13 protein-coding genes, 13 tRNA genes and 2 rRNA genes are annotated in these 14,556 nt (G+C 35.6%); 25 read left to right on the top strand and 3 right to left on the bottom strand.

Annotated features, from left to right (window positions below):
• Window positions 1–15: 15 nt before the first annotated feature.
• From EGX70_RS06500 to EGX70_RS06375, 24 genes are all read left to right on the top strand, one after another.
• Window positions 16–88 (top strand) — tRNA-Ala (locus EGX70_RS06500).
• Between the two features lie 153 nt (window positions 89–241).
• Window positions 242–3,127: ribosomal RNA gene (locus EGX70_RS06495) — 23S ribosomal RNA — on the top strand.
• 73 nt (window positions 3,128–3,200) lie between these two features.
• Window positions 3,201–3,315, top strand: a 5S ribosomal RNA gene (rrf, locus tag EGX70_RS06490).
• Window positions 3,316–3,318: 3 nt separating this feature from the next.
• Window positions 3,319–3,391, top strand: a tRNA-Val gene (locus tag EGX70_RS06485).
• A gap of 5 nt (window positions 3,392–3,396) precedes the next feature.
• Window positions 3,397–3,467 (top strand) — tRNA-Gly (locus EGX70_RS06480).
• A 36-nt stretch (window positions 3,468–3,503) separates the two neighbouring features.
• Window positions 3,504–3,577: transfer RNA gene (locus tag EGX70_RS06475), tRNA-Ile, on the top strand.
• 10 nt (window positions 3,578–3,587) lie between these two features.
• Window positions 3,588–3,659 (top strand) — tRNA-Glu (locus EGX70_RS06470).
• Between the two features lie 13 nt (window positions 3,660–3,672).
• Window positions 3,673–3,762, top strand: a tRNA-Ser gene (locus tag EGX70_RS06465).
• A 10-nt stretch (window positions 3,763–3,772) separates the two neighbouring features.
• Window positions 3,773–3,846 (top strand) — tRNA-Met (locus EGX70_RS06460).
• Between the two features lie 2 nt (window positions 3,847–3,848).
• Window positions 3,849–3,921 (top strand) — tRNA-Phe (locus EGX70_RS06455).
• Window positions 3,922–3,932: 11 nt separating this feature from the next.
• Window positions 3,933–4,013, top strand: a tRNA-Tyr gene (locus tag EGX70_RS06450).
• A gap of 6 nt (window positions 4,014–4,019) precedes the next feature.
• Window positions 4,020–4,090, top strand: a tRNA-Trp gene (locus tag EGX70_RS06445).
• A 14-nt stretch (window positions 4,091–4,104) separates the two neighbouring features.
• Window positions 4,105–4,177, top strand: a tRNA-His gene (locus EGX70_RS06440).
• 6 nt (window positions 4,178–4,183) lie between these two features.
• Window positions 4,184–4,255 (top strand) — tRNA-Gln (locus EGX70_RS06435).
• Window positions 4,256–4,265: 10 nt separating this feature from the next.
• A tRNA-Leu gene (locus EGX70_RS06430) sits at window positions 4,266–4,349 on the top strand.
• 309 nt (window positions 4,350–4,658) lie between these two features.
• Entirely contained in the window at window positions 4,659–5,117 is a 459-nt protein-coding gene (locus EGX70_RS06425) for a hypothetical protein (RefSeq protein ID WP_001233828.1), read from the top strand.
• Window positions 5,118–5,180: 63 nt separating this feature from the next.
• Window positions 5,181–6,815: a DUF2974 domain-containing protein gene (locus tag EGX70_RS06420; protein WP_000073528.1), complete on the top strand. Its 1,635-nt coding sequence runs from the start codon at window positions 5,181–5,183 to the stop codon at window positions 6,813–6,815.
• A gap of 18 nt (window positions 6,816–6,833) precedes the next feature.
• Window positions 6,834–7,106, top strand: coding sequence for a hypothetical protein (locus tag EGX70_RS06415; protein ID WP_000032101.1), 273 nt, complete (start codon window positions 6,834–6,836; stop codon window positions 7,104–7,106).
• A gap of 9 nt (window positions 7,107–7,115) precedes the next feature.
• The gene (locus EGX70_RS06410) at window positions 7,116–7,466 is read left to right on the top strand and encodes a hypothetical protein (protein ID WP_000567431.1); all 351 of its coding nucleotides are present in this window, start codon (window positions 7,116–7,118) and stop codon (window positions 7,464–7,466) included.
• Between the two features lie 860 nt (window positions 7,467–8,326).
• Window positions 8,327–8,908 carry a DUF3796 domain-containing protein gene (locus tag EGX70_RS06400; protein WP_001060648.1) on the top strand — a complete coding sequence of 194 codons (582 nt, stop codon included), beginning with the start codon at window positions 8,327–8,329 and terminating at the stop codon, window positions 8,906–8,908.
• A gap of 2 nt (window positions 8,909–8,910) precedes the next feature.
• Window positions 8,911–9,129, top strand: a complete 219-nt coding sequence (locus EGX70_RS06395) for a helix-turn-helix transcriptional regulator (protein WP_000514223.1) — start codon at window positions 8,911–8,913, stop codon at window positions 9,127–9,129.
• 572 nt (window positions 9,130–9,701) lie between these two features.
• A complete protein-coding gene (locus tag EGX70_RS06385) occupies window positions 9,702–10,262 on the top strand; it encodes a GNAT family N-acetyltransferase (protein ID WP_001031781.1) in 561 nt (186 codons plus the stop codon).
• Window positions 10,263–10,361: 99 nt separating this feature from the next.
• On the top strand, window positions 10,362–10,940 hold the full coding sequence (locus EGX70_RS06380; protein ID WP_001061004.1) for a GNAT family N-acetyltransferase: 579 nt from the start codon (window positions 10,362–10,364) through the stop codon (window positions 10,938–10,940).
• A 42-nt stretch (window positions 10,941–10,982) separates the two neighbouring features.
• Complete coding sequence (locus EGX70_RS06375; protein WP_000503137.1) at window positions 10,983–11,663, top strand: GNAT family N-acetyltransferase; 681 nt, start codon at window positions 10,983–10,985, stop codon at window positions 11,661–11,663.
• A gap of 259 nt (window positions 11,664–11,922) precedes the next feature.
• On the opposite strand, the gene EGX70_RS06370 is transcribed toward EGX70_RS06375, so the two are convergent.
• Together EGX70_RS06370 and EGX70_RS06365 are read right to left on the bottom strand one after the other, a co-directional pair.
• Window positions 11,923–12,870, bottom strand: coding sequence for a sigma factor regulator N-terminal domain-containing protein (locus EGX70_RS06370; protein ID WP_000598067.1), 948 nt, complete (start codon window positions 12,868–12,870; stop codon window positions 11,923–11,925).
• Window positions 12,867–13,358, bottom strand: coding sequence for an RNA polymerase sigma factor (locus tag EGX70_RS06365; RefSeq protein ID WP_000025251.1), 492 nt, complete (start codon window positions 13,356–13,358; stop codon window positions 12,867–12,869). Before EGX70_RS06365 ends, EGX70_RS06370 begins: the two co-directional genes overlap by 4 nt.
• 283 nt (window positions 13,359–13,641) lie before the next feature.
• Between EGX70_RS06365 and EGX70_RS06360 the strand changes: the two genes are divergently transcribed.
• The gene (locus tag EGX70_RS06360; RefSeq protein ID WP_001872907.1) at window positions 13,642–13,803 is read left to right on the top strand and encodes a lipoprotein; all 162 of its coding nucleotides are present in this window, start codon (window positions 13,642–13,644) and stop codon (window positions 13,801–13,803) included.
• Between the two features lie 134 nt (window positions 13,804–13,937).
• Here the strand turns inward: EGX70_RS06360 and EGX70_RS06355 are convergent, their stop codons facing one another.
• Window positions 13,938–14,546 carry a TetR/AcrR family transcriptional regulator gene (locus EGX70_RS06355; protein ID WP_000794361.1) on the bottom strand — a complete coding sequence of 203 codons (609 nt, stop codon included), beginning with the start codon at window positions 14,544–14,546 and terminating at the stop codon, window positions 13,938–13,940.
• Window positions 14,547–14,556 lie beyond the last annotated feature (10 nt).

The raw sequence follows: 14,556 nt of genomic DNA, 5'->3' as shown, positions 1-14,556 counted from the left end.
TTTGAGAGGTCTTGTGGGGCCTTAGCTCAGCTGGGAGAGCGCCTGCTTTGCACGCAGGAGGTCAGCGGTTCGATCCCGCTAGGCTCCATTGAATCGAAAGGTTCAAATTGTTCATTGAAAATTGAATATCTATATCAAATTCCACGATCTAGAAATAGATTGTAGAAAGTAACAAGAAATAAACCGAAAACGCTGTGAATATTTAATGAGTTTTCTAGTTTTAAAGAAACTAGGTTAATAAGGTTAAGTTAATAAGGGCGCACGGTGGATGCCTTGGCACTAGAAGCCGAAGAAGGACGTGACTAACGACGAAATGCTTTGGGGAGCTGTAAGTAAGCGCTGATCCAGAGATGTCCGAATGGGGGAACCCACTAGTTAATGACTAGTATCCATATCTGTTAAGGATATGAGAAGGAAGACGCAGTGAACTGAAACATCTAAGTAGCTGCAGGAAGAGAAAGCAAAAGCGATTGCCTTAGTAGCGGCGAGCGAAACGGCAGGAGGGCAAACCGAAGTGTTTACACTTCGGGGTTGTAGGACTGCGATATAGGATTAATCATTATAGAAGAATTACCTGGGAAGGTAAGCCAAAGAGAGTAACAGCCTCGTATTTAAAATGATAGATTAACCTTAGCAGTATCCTGAGTACGGCGAGACACGCGAAATCTCGTCGGAATCTGGGAGGACCATCTCCCAACCCTAAATACTCTCTAGTGACCGATAGTGAACCAGTACCGTGAGGGAAAGGTGAAAAGCACCCCGGGAGGGGAGTGAAATAGAACCTGAAACCGTGTGCCTACAACAAGTTCGAGCCCGTTAATGGGTGAGAGCGTGCCTTTTGTAGAATGAACCGGCGAGTTACGATATGATGCGAGGTTAAGTTGAAGAGACGGAGCCGTAGGGAAACCGAGTCTTAATAGGGCGTCATAGTATCATGTTGTAGACCCGAAACCATGTGACCTACCCATGAGCAGGTTGAAGGTGAGGTAAAACTCACTGGAGGACCGAACCAGGGCACGTTGAAAAGTGCTTGGATGACTTGTGGGTAGCGGAGAAATTCCAAACGAACTTGGAGATAGCTGGTTCTCTCCGAAATAGCTTTAGGGCTAGCGTCGATGTTAAGTCTCTTGGAGGTAGAGCACTGTTTGGGTGAGGGGTCCATCCCGGATTACCAATCTCAGATAAACTCCGAATGCCAACGAGATATAATCGGCAGTCAGACTGCGAGTGCTAAGATCCGTAGTCGAAAGGGAAACAGCCCAGACCACCAGCTAAGGTCCCAAAATATATGTTAAGTGGAAAAGGATGTGGGGTTGCACAGACAACTAGGATGTTAGCTTAGAAGCAGCTATTCATTCAAAGAGTGCGTAATAGCTCACTAGTCGAGTGACCCTGCGCCGAAAATGTACCGGGGCTAAAACATATTACCGAAGCTGTGGATGACACAAAAGTGTCATGGTAGGAGAGCGTTCTATGTGTGAAGAAGGTGTACCGTGAGGAGCGCTGGAACGCATAGAAGTGAGAATGCCGGTATGAGTAGCGCAAGACAGGTGAGAATCCTGTCCACCGTAAGACTAAGGTTTCCAGGGGAAGGCTCGTCCGCCCTGGGTTAGTCGGGACCTAAGGAGAGACCGAAAGGTGTATCCGATGGACAACAGGTTGATATTCCTGTACTAGAGTATATAGTGATGGAGGGACGCAGTAGGCTAACTAAACCAGACGATTGGAAGTGTCTGGTCAAACAGTGAGGTGTGATATGAGTCAAATGCTTATATCTTTAACATTGAGCTGTGACGAGGAGCGAAGTTTAGTAGCGAAGTTAGTGATGTCACACTGCCAAGAAAAGCTTCTAGCGATACATATACTCTACCCGTACCGCAAACCGACACAGGTAGTCGAGGCGAGTAGCCTCAGGTGAGCGAGAGAACTCTCGTTAAGGAACTCGGCAAAATGGCCCCGTAACTTCGGGAGAAGGGGCGCTGATTTTAGATCAGCCGCAGTGAATAGGCCCAAGCAACTGTTTATCAAAACACAGCTCTCTGCTAAATCGTAAGATGATGTATAGGGGGTGACGCCTGCCCGGTGCTGGAAGGTTAAGAGGAGTGCTTAGCGTAAGCGAAGGTATGAATTGAAGCCCCAGTAAACGGCGGCCGTAACTATAACGGTCCTAAGGTAGCGAAATTCCTTGTCGGGTAAGTTCCGACCCGCACGAAAGGCGTAATGATTTGGGCACTGTCTCAACGAGAGACTCGGTGAAATTTTAGTACCTGTGAAGATGCAGGTTACCCGCGACAGGACGGAAAGACCCCATGGAGCTTTACTGCAGTTTGATATTGAGTATCTGTACCACATGTACAGGATAGGTAGGAGCCTATGATAACGGGACGCCAGTTTCGTTTGAGGCGTTGTTGGGATACTACCCTTGTGTTATGGCTACTCTAACCCAGATAGGCAATCCCTATCGGAGACAGTGTCTGACGGGCAGTTTGACTGGGGCGGTCGCCTCCTAAAAGGTAACGGAGGCGCCCAAAGGTTCCCTCAGACTGGTTGGAAATCAGTCGTAGAGTGTAAAGGTATAAGGGAGCTTGACTGCGAGAGCTACAACTCGAGCAGGGACGAAAGTCGGGCTTAGTGATCCGGTGGTTCCGTATGGAAGGGCCATCGCTCAACGGATAAAAGCTACCCTGGGGATAACAGGCTTATCTCCCCAAGAGTTCACATCGACGGGAGGTTGGCACCTCGATGTCGGCTCGTCGCATCCTGGGGCTGTAGTCGTCCAAGGTGGCTGTCGCCATTAAGCGCACGCGAGCTGGTTCAGACGTCGTGAGACAGTTCGGTCCTATCCGTCGCGGCGTAGGAAATTTGAGAGGATCTGCTCCTAGTACGAGAGGACCAGAGTGGACTTACCGCTGGTGTACCAGTTGTCTTGCCAAAGGCATCGCTGGGTAGCTATGTAGGGAAGGGATAAGCGCTGAAAGCATCTAAGTGCGAAGCCCACCTCAAGATGAGATTTCCCATGATTTTATATCAGTAAGAGCCCTGAGAGATGATCAGGTAGATAGGTTAGGAGTGTAATTGTGGTGACACATTTAGCGGACTAATACTAATAGCTCGAGGACTTATCCAAAAGAGATATTGACAACGTTACGGTTTCTTGTTAGACTATAGATATTCAATTTTGAGTGAATAAGGCTCAATAGTTAAGTGATAATTGCCTAGGAGATACACCTGTTCTCATGCCGAACACAGAAGTTAAGCCCTAGAACGCCGGAAGTAGTTGGGGTTGCCCCCTGTGAGATAAGGTAGTCGCTTAGCAAAGGGAGTTTAGCTCAGCTGGGAGAGCATCTGCCTTACAAGCAGAGGGTCAGCGGTTCGATCCCGTTAACTCCCATAGAAGCGGGTGTAGTTTAGTGGTAAAACTACAGCCTTCCAAGCTGTTGTCGCGAGTTCGATTCTCGTCACCCGCTTTACTTTATAAGAAAGTAAAAACCAAGCAATAGCTTGGGCGCGTAGCTCAGGTGGTTAGAGCGCACGCCTGATAAGCGTGAGGTCGGTGGTTCGAGTCCACTCGTGCCCATCAAGAATATGGTCCGTTGGTCAAGGGGTTAAGACACCGCCTTTTCACGGCGGTAACACGGGTTCGAATCCCGTACGGACTATTTTTTGTTATATGGAGGATTACCCAAGTCCGGCTGAAGGGAACGGTCTTGAAAACCGTCAGGCGTGTAAAAGCGTGCGTGGGTTCGAATCCCACATCCTCCTTTAAAGATATCGCGGGATGGAGCAGCTAGGTAGCTCGTCGGGCTCATAACCCGAAGGTCGTAGGTTCAAATCCTGCTCCCGCAATAGGCTCGGTAGCTCAGTTGGTAGAGCAATGGATTGAAGCTCCATGTGTCGGCGGTTCGATTCCGTCTCGCGCCATTTATACCTTAGGAGAGATAGCGAAGAGGCTAAACGCGGCGGACTGTAAATCCGCTCCTTCGGGTTCGGGGGTTCGAATCCCTCTCTCTCCATAGTAAACGGGCATAGTTTAAAGGTAGAACTAAGGTCTCCAAAACCTTCAGTGTGGGTTCGATTCCTACTGCCCGTGTTTTTTCTAATATGGCGGGTGTGGTGAAGTGGTTAACACATCAGATTGTGGCTCTGACATTCGTGGGTTCGATTCCCATCACTCGCCTTTTCATGGGGTATAGCCAAGCGGTAAGGCAAGGGACTTTGACTCCCTCATGCGTTGGTTCGAATCCAGCTACCCCAGTTTTAAGATAGCCGGCGTGGCGGAATTGGCAGACGCGCTGGACTCAAAATCCAGTGTCCTCACGGACGTGCCGGTTCGACCCCGGCCGCCGGTATACTTATAAAGACAAGGTTTCTAAACCTTGTCTTTTTTCTACTAGATAATTTATTGTGAAATGTTACTTGTAATATATATTTATTTTTTTCATTGTAGAAGAATTTATATAATAATAAATATTAATTATTAATTTAATTAGGGCATTTAAAATATACAAATGATTTTCTGTTTACATGTTAAGACTAAAACTATAAAAATACGTGAAAATTTTGTTATACTAAAATTAATTTTATAATGTTGGTGAATAATAGTTAATTTCATTATATACTTGATATATAAAATTTATATTCTAAGAAAAGAGAACATGATGAGAAAATATATAAAATGGTTAATTCCCATATCAATTTTTGGGATGATACTTGGAGGCTGTCAAATGAATAGTGAACATAAAAGTCAGTCAAACGAAGTAAAAAATAGCAAGCAATCAGAAGTGAAGAAAGATAAAAAAATGACAAAAAAAGAACAATTAGCCTATCTCAAAGAGCATGAGCAAGAAATCATAGATTATGTAAAATTACATAACAACCAAATTGAGTCCGTTCAATTCGATTGGTCAAGTGTAAAAGTAGAACAAAGCGGGAATGGAACTCCACAAGGGGGTGATTATAATCTTTCACTGAGAGGAAAGTTTAATCATCTACAAAATTCAAAATTAATAGTTGATTTTTATTTAGCTCATAAAAATGATATCCCAAATATCAAATCAATGGGAATGCTAAATAAGCCGTATATACATAAAAATGGTATTTGGCACATTTATGAATAGCTTGAATCATCCTATATAAAGTAATAGAATTTTTACCACAAGCAAGGTAGAGGAGAAGAATAATTGAGTAATTGGAACTTAGATAATTTTGATAACTTACATAGCTCTTTAGCAGAAAGTGCATATAATAGTCGACCTAATTCATTTCCTGAATTATTTGAGACTGACTCAGTAACAGAAGTAAAATTTTCTCAACCCTCAGAAGATAACAAAGGTCAAATCACACAGGGTGGCACTAACCTCCCCAATGATGGTATTGTCTACCTGCAACCAGATAAGTCCTTAAAATCTATTGATGAAAATGTAAAGGTCCTCATTCCAGATGTCAATGGAGGCTATCACACTGAGCATTATGTTACTCATTCTTATCAAAAAGGTGTGCTTACTGACGATAAGGCAGGTTTTAATGCTTACTACCTGTCAGATACTGAAAAAATAGATAGCACTACAAAGCACACTTATCTAGCCATTCGTGGTAGTGATGGGATTGGTCTAGATACACTAAACGATTGGGTTAGTAACAATGCAATGTTTGCTGTCTCTAACAAGTATATTCCACAAGCGAAATTGGCTAATAAGGCTATGAAAGAAAAAATTGCCGAGCTAAAAGGAAAAGCGCCTGGAGCTATTATGGATGTTACTGGTCACTCACTCGGTACGATTGTATCTTCTCAAGCAGTTGTTAATCTTAGCTATGCAGAATTGGAGAATGTTGGTCAAGTAGTCCTTTTCGATGGCCCTGATGTATCAAGAAGCTTGGAAAAAATGGAAGGCATTTCTGCTAAAAAAATCCAAGAAGCTGGGAAGCATGTTACCTACTATGTCAATCCCTTTGATATAGTTAGTATGCTTAATCGTGAAAAGCCATGGAAAGACCAATTCGGGAAAGTAAATGTCATTGTTCCTAGTAAATATACGGGTACTTTTGATGAGCAATCTTCTCACGATTTTGGTGCCTTCCAAATTGATAGTAGCGGAAATCCTTTAGTTGCTTCTGAAAGCTATCATCCAGAATTATTAACATCTGGTCAAGACTTAGCTAGACTCGAAAAAAAATTCATAAAGAATCTTTTAGGAGAGCATTATGATTCGGATAAGCTAGGACCAGTACTCAAAGGCGCTCTGACTGGGGACCTGACTCGACTAATTGCAACATTAAAAGCTTGTGGTATCAGTGTCACTGTAAACGAAGCTAAAAAACTGTACGATAACTTCCAAAAAGACTACAAAGCCATAATTTCCAAAGCTAAAAAAGATGGCCTCGAGTGGGATCGCAAAAACATCGCAAGCTTCCATAGTAGGATCAAATCAGCATCAGGCAGTCAACGGATTTTACTTAGAACTCAAATGCTCTATATGGCAACGCAATTAGCAGAAGCAGATGTTTCAGAAAAAGTCTCTGCAACAAAAAAACATATTAGTGAAGCTAAGGATACGATTGTAGAAATATCGACATCCACTATTTCATCAGCTGAAATAATGGCTATGCACCTTGACCAATCAGAAGTTGATGCTCTGGTTTCAGATATAAAAATGTCAACAGTTTGGAATGATGGCGTAGAGACTTCTGATTATGAAGCACTTGATCACTATAAAACAAAAATGACCACATTTACGACCAATTTGGTAACAGTTGCACAAAATTTAACAGCTCAAGATGAGCAACTAGCTGGTGATATTGTCACGAACTTATCCTAAAATAGAGAGATTAAATGAATGTCCAAAGAATTGAAATTGCCCTTGAATGAAATGTTGAAAGAACAAGAAAGAATAGCTATTAAGGCAATAGTTGCTACAGCAAAAAGCACTATTACGGATACTGGAACAAATTTAAAAGCAACTTTAGAGTCAGATGCCCAAGACCTAAAAAACTATGCATCCACCTATAACGCCAATATCACGGATGGTCTTGAAGGCCAGTCAGCTCAAGCAGCATCTGATTTCTTGACACAACTTCCAAAACCAGAGTTAGATAATCCAGTCAATTAGGAGGCTAGTATGATAGATACAAAAAAACTGCAAGAACTCGATCAAGAATATGATCAAAATCTCAGAAACATTTATCGTAACAGAGAGCAACTAGAAGATGACTTTCACTTGTTTATGGCAAGAACAGACAGCCTAAAAGAGTCTGTCTATCAAGCAACTTTAGGACAAGGTTGGGAATTACCCCAAGAAGCTCATGCACACCTATATAATATGGATGATAATAAGGATACATTCATATCAGAATTCAATGAATATATGGAAAAGCTTGAAGAAAAGGAAATAGATCTTCGAAGAGTTTATAATGATAGAGTAGATGAATTGTATCAGAAGGCTAAGCAAAACGAAGCAAAAAAAGGATAAAAATTTTTTCAAGTAATATATATAAATATGAAAAATAAAGAATCTTGCAGTAAAATGAGTATTTATTTTTCACGACGAACAGTCACTACAAAATCACTAAAATCTCAAAATTACTTGGTTTTTAAGTTAATGTCTAATACTCAAACCTTGTTAAATCAATGTTTGTTATCTTTAAAAAGTGCTCAGTAGCACTCAAAATCCATTGTCCTCACGGACATGCCGGTTCGACCCCGGCCGCCGGTATACTTATAAAGACAAGGTTTAGAAACCTTGTCTTTTTCTATTATTTTTTAAAATCAATAACCATAAGGGTACCATTTATAGTTTTATACTTTTTCAATTAGATATTTTGCTATATTATCATGATCCCGAAAAAGATTCTTACGGTTAATTCCTATATTGTCTAATTCTTTCATAATTTTCATTTTGTTTTGTACTTTAATAGTTTTATAGAGATAATGAGTAAATATTTATTTAAATACTGGGAGTTTATTTCACGATAAATAAAATTTTTACTCAATAGATGAACAGAAAAAGATTGTATACTATTGAAAAATTTAATTCAACTGGAGATTGTTTGGTGAGTTTATATAAAAGATTATTATTGTTTCAAATTATTGGATTCTTTGTGAAGTTATTAATGGAATTACTTTAAATAAAGGAGGAAAAATTATTTTAAAAAGTTTGACTTGTTGCATTACTTATTATTCCAAGAAGAAGATCTATTCCATGAGTTAGTAGATATAAAGACATAAGCTTGAAAATTTTCAAGCTTTTTTATCTTGCTATTTATAACATTAAGTGATATATTTATAACATAATACATGTGATATATTTATAACATAAACTTGGGAGATTTTATGAACAATAAAAACAAATGGACTATAATTTTACTTATTTTTACTATCATCGTAATTGATGTTAGCTTACTATTTGGCGGGAATCGTTTAAGTTTACCAATCAAATTATTAATTTTATTAGTAACCAGTATAGCAGAATTTTGTTCGATTTTTATAATGATAAAAGTTCCGACTCCTCAAAAATATAAGAAAGAACCATTTGGATTAAAAGCAAAATTTTATTCTATTGTACTCTTTCTCTCGACTATTCTTTATACAATTGGGATATGGAATGTGACGCCAGCTTCCCCATACAATGTTAAAGAATCAATTCTTGGAGTTGGCATTTTAATACAAGTAGTTTTCTTCATTTATTTTCTATTAAAAAAAATTAACGAAAGTCCCGATGAACGCTTTTATAGTAATTTAGCATTGTCAGCTTCTTTGATGTTTTTGATATCAATAATGTTATTAATTCTTATAGCTATTTACCTTAATATATATGGAACGTTAGAGTTAAAATCAGGCTACCTTTATATTATGGTAGGTTTATTATTACTAATGTTTGCTGTTACATATTACTTTCTTGAGGGACGGAGATAATAATGGGGAAAGAAACAAAAATTATCAGTTCTTTAAAACAGGTTAGAGAAGATATCGGAATGACTCAACAAGAGTTAGCTATTCGGATAGGTGTTAGGAGAGAAACAATTGGTCATTTAGAAAATAACAGGTATAATCCTTCTCTAGAGATGGCACTTAAAATTGTTAAGATTTTCGACATGAAGATAGAAGATATTTTTCAATTAAGGAAAGAGGATTAAGGTGAAGGAAGTAATTTGTTCGTTTTGTGGGGAAAAGATTTTATAACTTATAAATAAAATAAGGGGTACGCAGGATTGCTTCCTCTTAATAGGATATTAGCTACTGGCCTAGAAGTACATCATGATATTTGTAGAAATTGTGGTACTATTGCTAGAAGTTATATAAATGACTTGGAGAAATTGAAATAGGTATATAAAATATATTGGTTACTCAAAAATCACTAAAATCTCAAAATTTCTTAGTTTTTAACCTGATTTCCAAAACACAAATCTTGTTAAATCAGTGTTTGTTTACTTTAAAAAGTGCTTGGTAGCACTCAAAATCCAGTGTCCTCACGGACGTTCCGGTTCGACCCCGGCCGCCTGTATACTTTAAAAGATAAGGTTTCTAGACCTCGTCTTTTTTGTTTTGTTAGATAATTTATTGTGAAAAGTTACCTAAAATTACTTATATTTGTTTTTTATTATTGTATTTTTTATAATGTAGTTAATAACTTTTCAAGGAGGTAATATTATGGAAATTTTAATTGAAACACACTTATTTATTTACTCTGGAAGAAAGGAAATAAAAATTGAATAAATTTTTTTTAGAATCAGAGAGACTTATTATAAGGCCACTAGAAGAAAGTGATTATGATAGTTGGTATACTAGTTTTATGAATCGTGGACCATCTTTAACTCCATTTGATGATGGGATACTTGATATGTCTATGTGTGACATTAATTGGTTTAAAAATTTAGTAAATTTACAAAGGAAAGAATGGGAAAGTGACATAGTATATATATTTGGTGTTTTTCTAAAAAGCGGTGAGCACGTAGGAATGTTAAATATTGTTACCCTTGCAAGAGCAGATATGCAATGGGGAGAATTGGGATATGTTTTTCATAATCAATTTTGGAGTAATGGCTATGCATTTGAGTCAATCTTGGCATTACTTAATAGTACTTATGAAAAATTGGGTTTTCATCATATTGAAGCACAGATTACTCCTGGGAATGAACGATCGGAAAAGTTGGTTAGAAGATTGGGATTAACCTATGAGACAACTCGAAAAGATTTTTCATTTGAGAATGGAAAATGGACAGATAAACTGATTTATAGTATAAATTTACATAATAATAATTTAGAATAATTTTATAGACTTACAAAGAAATTTAAAGCTTATAATATTGTATTTTTGGAGATTATTGAAGTGGTTTATAGATAATTAAGGAAGGAATATTGATTAGAAATGAATAATTTGGATACACTATATTGTAAATTAGCAATGTGCAACACAGTACTAACGGAAAGATTACGACTCCAGCCTGTTGAATTAACTAATGTAAATGATTTTTTAGAATTTTCATCTGATTCTGAAACAGTATTCTATATGCAACGTTATAAAGCTAATACCGTAGAAGAAGCACAAGTCGTTTTAGCAAATGTTTGTATGAAATCACCATTAGGAATTTATGCAATGATTGAAAAAGAATCACAGAAGATGATAGGTATTATTGAATTAGAAATCAGAGATGAATTTTCTGCAGAATTTGGTTATATTTTAAATAAAAATTATAATGGAAAAGGTTATATGACAGAAGCTTGTTCAAAATTGATGTCAATTGGATTTGAACATCTAGACTTGGAAAGAATTTATGCTAGATTTGACATTAATAATAAAAAATCTGGAAATGTTATGGAACGGATAGGTATGAAAAAAGAAGGCGAGCTTCGTCATCTTGCAAAAAATCCAAAAGGTGAGTGGAAAACAAGAGCGTATTATTCTATTTTAAAAGAAGAATATTTTAATAAAGTTAATACTAAATAGTCTGAGATGTAGAGAATTAGATATAATCTTTTTAATCAGCCAGTGGGTGATGTCGTTGAAAATTTTACGGAAGGTAAAAATCCGAAGATTGATACACTTAATGGGAAAACAGTTAGAATAGAAAAAATAAATCCAGATCATTTTGAAGACTTATTTCAAGTTTATGGAGAATTGTCTACTGAAGATAGTTTAACTTATATATCTTTTAGCAAATTTAATAGTAAGAATGAATTTGATGTCTTTTTCCAAACTCTATTAAAATCAGAAGATCCTTATTATTTAGCTATTGTTGATAATAATACTGGTAAAGTATTAGGGACTTTTTCATTAATGCGTATTGATACAAAAAATAGAGTTGTTGAAATGGGATGGGTGGTTTATTCATCAAAACTAAAACAAACAAGGATAGCAACAGAAGCTCAATATTTGGTTATGAAATATGTTTTTGAAGAACTCTGTTACCGCCGTTATGAGTGGAAATGTGATAGTTTGAATGCACCATCTAATAATTCTGCAAAACGACTTGGTTTTACTTTTGAAGGAACTTTTAGACAAGCTGTCGTATATAAGGGTCGTAACAGAGATACAAATTGGTATTCTATTTTAGATAAAGAGTGGCCAGAGAAAAAAACACGGTTTGAAAAATGGCTAGATGATTCAAACTTTGCTGTAAATGGGTATCAAATCAGATCACTATCAAGCATTGAGCAGAAGACAAAATAGAGTCATTCATTAATCACTAAAATTTCAAAATTACATGTTTTTTTAGCTAACATCTTAAACTTTGTTAAATAAATGTTTATTAACTTTTAAAGGTGCATGGTAGGACTCAAAATCGGGTGTCCTCACGGACGTGCCAGCTCGACTTTGGTCGCGGGCATCAAAGAAAAAAGTCAAGATTATTATCTTGTCTTTTTTTCTATGAGTTATTAACTGTAAAAGTTACATAAAATTACCAAATAAATTTTTTAACAATTAATTATCATTCTTTATCTAATTTATAATAGGGCTTATATTCTATGTTTGCCCCTATACTTGAAGCATGTACCCATTCTTTTTCTTTAAGTTGTTTAAAGTTTTCGGCTTTACCTGTTAATATTATTCCCGAAAATTTTAATTTGTCGCTATTATTTACCTTGTCGTATTTTTTGGCATACTTTTCTAAATCTGAGTAGATATTTATATTATTAAAGTATACTTTTGAGTTACCTTTTAAGTTTTCTTTTATTTTATCTATGAATATTTGTGGTGTATTCAAAGTTTCAGGATCTGTACCGAATTGATACTTTGTTGGCCAATATGATGTATCTAATTCTGTGCTTGTACCTATCCATAACCAATTTTGTTTTATATTATTTGGTATCATTGTTTTTATTTCTTTGTAACTATAGGACTTATCAAAAGTTATTGCAATTTCAATAAGATCATTATTCAATTTATTTACATATTTTAAATCATTTGTTGGAGTTGTTTTGGCTTCTCCTTTTTTATACTTAACATTTTTATTGAAAAATTGTGGAACTTTTTGTCTAGTACCTCGATCATACAAGCCATTCTTTTCTGATTTTTCATCAGCATTTGTGCCAAAAGTACCTGAGATACTATAATTTTCTTCAAAACTAGAATATGGAATTTGAACCCCATCGATATCTTTAAATCTATCAGCATGTACTTTACCAGTAAACTGACCGCTTGGCTGGTAATAGAGACTATCATAGGAAATATTTGGATATGCTATTTCAGAAAGTAGTTCAAAGTTATGATATGTTTTTTGACCATTTTTTGAAGTTAAATATGTAAATCCTTTAAAAGCTATTCCAACTACTAATAGTACAGTTATTAATGCCAATACTACGGTCTTGAATAATGTTTTCCTTTTCCTTTTTTTGGCTAATTGTTCCAGTGGATCACTAAACTTTGTTTTTATCATATTTTAAAATTATCCTTTTCTAAATATTTTTTAACTTCTCTTCTAGCTCGCATAAGTCTTATTTTAATTGTACTTTGTGATTGTCCAGTAATTTCAGATATTTCTTTAATTGAAAAATCATTAAAATAATATAAATCTATTAAAGTTTGATAATCTTTCTTCAAGTGTAATATTGCTTCATGTAATTCAAAAAACTTCTCTGATTCGGTGTAATACAAATTATTTTCTATAAAGAATTCTTTTTGCAGGATTTCGTTATAGCGTTTATTTCTTCGATAAAGATCAATATACCTCCTAATTGTAGTACGATACATCCAAGCTTTTATTTTATCAAGTGGAAGGGAGAAATCAGATTCTAGTATTTGTAAAAAGACGTCTTGAGTAACATCCTGTGCTTGACTAGGATTAACACCTGACTTAATAAGGTAAGCTATTATTTGATGTGAAATAACTAGTAATTCTTTTTCATAGTCATCTAAAATTGACATTTTACCTCCTTTCGCTATTATATTAAACCCTCTTCATTAATATAACGAATTAAAGAGAGCTTTGGTTACATAAAAAAATAATTTATATATATTAAAAATCAGGTGATGGTAAAAATTAAAGATAAAATAATAAACTTGTTTTTAGTTCATATGTTAGTTCTAAATAATAATATAAAATCGTAAAAATTTTGTTAGACTAACATTGGTTTTAAAATCTTGTAAAAAATAATTATTTTTATTAGGTACTTGACATAAGAAGTAGTTTTTAAGAAAAGAGAGCATGATGAAAAAATATATAAAATGGTTAATTCCCATATCTATTATTGGGATGTTACTAGTAGGCTGTCAAATGAATAGGGGACCTAAAAGTCAGTCAAACGAAGTAAAAAATAGCAAGCAATCAGAAGTGAAGAAAGGTAAAAATATGATAAAAAAGAACAGTTAGCCTACCTAAAGAACATGAACAAGAAATAATGGTGAATTATTTAAATGTATCTTTTGATAGAGTAGAGTATACGATGGTATTTTTAATGAGATGTAGAGTAGATTGAATGCTTTCTTTAAATTTAGAAGTATTATCTAGCTCAGTAATTTTAATATTTGTTTTTCTATTTGTTTTAGTTCTTCCTCTAGATTTTCAGGCTTTATATTAAGGATATATAATTGAATAAAGAAAGTAATGAACTGTCCGATTACTGCTCGAAGTATTTCCATTTTATTCAACGAATTTCCTTCACTTAAACAGTTGAAAATTTTAGTAATGTTTGGATCAGTTGAATTTATTAGCTTAGTAAAAATAGTTGATGTTTCACTATTGATTAATAATTCTTGCATCAATATTTTAATGAGATCATTATTTTTTTCAATAAATTTAAAACGGTCCTGTACAAAGAAATGAATTAGTTCCTCTTTAGTAGAAAATGTAGATAATTCTGTAAAGAAGGGGCGTCCAATAGTTTGTACGATTAACTCGAGAATAAAGACCAAAAGCTTGTCTTTAGTTTCAAAATATTTATATATAGTTGCTTGGCTAACTTCTGCATTTTTAGCTAGTTGAGCAGTGGAAGTTCCATGGAAGCCTTGTGAGGCAAAGAGCTCTATAGCGGATAAAATAACTTTTTGTTTTCCTTTTGGCATCTCTTGGTCATTAATATACTGTTCAATAGAAAAAATAATATTATTTTTCATACTTAGTTCC

This window comes from Streptococcus sp. FDAARGOS_522 (assembly GCF_003812445.1).
GTDB lineage: Bacteria > Bacillota > Bacilli > Lactobacillales > Streptococcaceae > Streptococcus > Streptococcus agalactiae.
Note: the sequence above shows the minus strand (reverse complement) of the source record. Positions and strands in the feature narration are given on the sequence as shown.